This is a genomic window from Oleiphilus sp. HI0123, from assembly GCF_001635315.1.
Genome location: NZ_LWGE01001538.1, coordinates 1 through 3,277, shown reverse-complemented (window position 1 = coordinate 3,277; position 3,277 = coordinate 1). Strand labels below are relative to the sequence as shown.

General features: G+C 45.8%; 3 protein-coding genes. All 3 read right to left on the bottom strand.

Features of this window, described 5'->3' with window-relative positions; genetic code table 11:
- Window positions 1-113: 113 nt before the first annotated feature.
- Genes yegQ through A3761_RS20520 form a run of 3 tightly spaced genes read right to left on the bottom strand, consistent with a single transcriptional unit; the run spans window position 114 to window position 2,873 of the window.
- On the bottom strand, window positions 114-1,490 hold the full coding sequence (yegQ, locus tag A3761_RS20530; RefSeq protein WP_068516773.1) for a tRNA 5-hydroxyuridine modification protein YegQ: 1,377 nt from the start codon (window positions 1,488-1,490) through the stop codon (window positions 114-116).
- Window positions 1,491-1,512: 22 nt separating this feature from the next.
- Window positions 1,513-2,253, bottom strand: coding sequence for an MBL fold metallo-hydrolase (locus tag A3761_RS20525; RefSeq protein WP_068516776.1), 741 nt, complete (start codon window positions 2,251-2,253; stop codon window positions 1,513-1,515).
- Window positions 2,254-2,261: 8 nt separating this feature from the next.
- Window positions 2,262-2,873 carry a hypothetical protein gene (locus A3761_RS20520; protein WP_068516779.1) on the bottom strand — a complete coding sequence of 204 codons (612 nt, stop codon included), beginning with the start codon at window positions 2,871-2,873 and terminating at the stop codon, window positions 2,262-2,264.
- Window positions 2,874-3,277 lie beyond the last annotated feature (404 nt).

The following is a 3,277-nucleotide window of genomic DNA, read 5'->3' as shown; positions in this document are numbered from 1 at the left end:
CCTTTTTATAGTGCGCGGCCAAAGGCCGAGCCTGCCTTAGGATGCTATCAGCACTTTTGCAGGAGGCCCGCCCTTGAGGAGCGGGCTCTGCTTACAGGAAGATTTGTCCTTGATTAGATATTTCTAACAATTAAGCCTTTTTCAAGCGCTTCGTGAGTAAGCTTAAGCTTGGAAAGCTCCGGAACCTCGAGTTCAACTTTATAACCCGAGCCAAGAGCTGACTCAATTTCTCGGCCGTTCTTGCTGTTGAATAGCTGTGCTGCGGTGAAGGAAATATTACCTACCGGTGTTAGCAGCGTGAGCTGATCTCCAGTAGAAAGCTTGTTTTTCGCCTCAAGTTTGATGCGATTTGTGCCAAGGTCACCTTCCAGAACGTCTGCGACGAATAGTTGCTGAGTTGAGGTTGAATTGCCTGTCTCATAGTTTTGGTATTCATCAGGTACATGGCGGCGGTAAAAACCCTCTGTGAAACCTCTATTAGCCATGCCTTCGAGGTCGTCCATCAAGGCCATGTTGAACTCATGGCCGGCGGCGGCATCATTGATCGCTTGTCGGTATACTTGAGCAGTTCTTGCAGCGTAATAGTACGATTTGGTACGGCCTTCAATCTTCAGGGACTCAACACCTATATCCATCAGGCGCTGAACATGCTGAACAGCTCGTAGGTCTTTGGAGTTCATGATGTAGGTGCCGTGCTCATCTTCATAAGCAGGCATGTACTCACCAGGTCTGCCTTTTTCCTGTAGTAGGTATAAAGGGGAAACTTTTTCTAGGACGTCAGAACTTTCCGAAAGTGAAAGTGTTTGAACATTAGGGTCGTAGGTTTCAACTGCTTGGCTTGGAACAATTTCTCCGCCATCAGTCTGTTCTGCTTCGTGAGTCTGGTACTTCCAGCGACAGGAATTTGTGCAAGCGCCCTGGTTTGAGTCTCTATGGGTCATATAACCGGACAATAAACAACGGCCAGAGTAGGCAATACACAAAGCACCGTGAACGAAAACTTCAATTTCCATTTCAGGAACGCGTTGTTTAATTTCCGCAATTTCATCCAAGGATAGTTCCCGCGAAAGAATGACGCGTGTCAGGCCCTGTTGTTGCCAGAATTTCACTGTTGCCCAATTTACCGCGTTTGCTTGAACTGAAAGGTGAACAGGCACATCAGGCCATTTTTCTCGCACCATCATGATAATGCCGGGGTCAGACATAATCAGCGCATCTGGCTTCATAGCAATGACTTGCTCCATGTCGCGAAGGTAACTTTTTACCTTGTCATTGTGCGGGCTAATGTTCGATGCGATATAGAACTGTTTGCCAAGCTTGTGTGCGCGAGCAACGCCCTTAGCAAGGTTTTCAATATGGTTAAATTCGTTTTCTCTGACGCGCAAACTGTACCGTGGTTGGCCAGCATAAACTGCATCTGCGCCATAGGCGAAGGCGTACTCCATATTCTGGAGCGAGCCTGCGGGAGATAATAATTCAGGTTTTTTCATGTGTTCCGATTCGAAATTAAGGCTATTCTTTCTGCGAAATGGCGGATCCTACCTGTAATTGCTCGAACCAGTCCAGGAATTTCCCAACATTTTCACCTTTGAATATTCGGCCGTGCTGGGGAAGAAGCATGTCGATCTCTAATTTTCTGACGCGGTTGATCCAGTCATTTTTGGCTGCATTGGAAGGCATCCAGCGTTGATGGAACATTTTCATTTTCGGGATATGTGCATCAAAATCATCGACGAACATTGGGCTGTCGATAGGCTCAAGAGCCGCACCAACATCGCCAGTGAACAGGATCTTCGCGACAGGGTCATATACATGGTAGTTGCCCGAAGAGTGAAGGTAGTGTGCGGGAATCAGTTGTAAAGACAGGCCCGCCAGATCCAATGTTCGGCCTTCATCCTGTATCGCCTCGTAAGAAATATTGTTCATGCCGAAATGTCGTATGAAGCCTTCCCAAAGCCAAGGGCCATGAAGTTTCGCATCTGGGATAACCTGATCCCAAAGACCCAAAGACGAAATGATGTCTGGGTCCTGGTGAGAAGCAAACAAGTGAGTGATTTGCTCTAAAGGAATGTATTTGACGACAGAGCTTAACATAGGAGCAAAAAGCTCAACACCGCCAGGATCGAGTAAAACAGCTTGTTGATTATTCACGATCATAAACTGATTCGAATCAATAATTTTTTCAGGCTTGTCAGGGTCTCTTCCGAAATAGATCCATTGATGCTTTTCTTGATATATTGCTTGAGATTTCATGTGCGTGCCTAGATTAGTTTATTGTTAGTAGATAAAAACTTTAACGCTTTATCGATATGGTAAAGGATGCGCTTGATCATCTCTTCAACGTTATGCGCCATATCGAGTAAAACAGGGCTATGTTCGCCAGTTCGAGGCGCTTCGATTTTGGAATTAACAGCAATAACGGCGATGCTACGAATATTCTTTTGCATTTCCGTCAGAAGGTCATTTAGTTCGCGGTTAAAGCGTGCAATGCGTTCACGGCTTTGCTGCTCGCGTTGAGGGCGCCCCTGGATGTGTTGTTGGACGATCTGAGGTACTTTGTCCGGTTCCATCACTCTATAGGCTTTTTCAAGCTTCTCTTCAAATAAACTGGTACGCCACTCGCGAACGGCTTTATTGGCGGTTTCAACAGTCATGGTACTCACCAGGTCGGCCAAGGATATGGATTCACGTGAACACTCATCATAAAAGGTTGCCAAAACAGCTAGACCGGCTGCGCTTTCGCCAATACGTTTAGCGAGTACGCGCAAATTTTTGGAAGAAATAGATAAGCTTCGAGTAATCTCCTGAGCATGATAGAGCTCAGCGGCAACCTTTGCTGCAATGACGGTTTGTTGGGTGTTCTCGCTAAGCATTGGCAGTGTCTCCCAAACTCACTTACGTAGCGTATTTAGGGCCAGATTTAAAAAGATAAGACTTAGTTCTATCCGGTATCTGAGGCTCTCGTAAGTGCTTTGTTTTTATTGATTCGTTTAGTTTAGCACTGATCAAAAAAAATGCTGGAATTCACGGGGATATTTTGTGGCTATCGGGCATAAAAAAAGCGGAGGTGGAAGAAACCTCCGCTAGCAGTAAAAATTAACCTAAGAGACTAGAATTTAGCTGCGAGCTGCACCCAAATTTTCGTAGTATCCTCGCCCGAGTCTCCTTTACTGTAATCGGCAAGCTTGATTAGCCCTGTGTAGTTATCAGAAAACTTCTTGGCAACTAGAATGTCAATTTCACTACCTAAATCTGCACTACCTTCATCGGCGTCAAA

Excerpts from the sequence above, each read along its gene's own strand:
- yegQ (WP_068516773.1), bottom strand. The coding sequence starts at position 1,490 with ATGAAAAAACCTGAATTATTATCTCCCGCAGGCTCGCTCCAGAATATG.
- A3761_RS20520 (WP_068516779.1), bottom strand. The coding sequence starts at position 2,873 with ATGCTTAGCGAGAACACCCAACAAACCGTCATTGCAGCAAAGGTTGCC.
- A3761_RS20525 (WP_068516776.1), bottom strand. The coding sequence starts at position 2,253 with ATGAAATCTCAAGCAATATATCAAGAAAAGCATCAATGGATCTATTTC.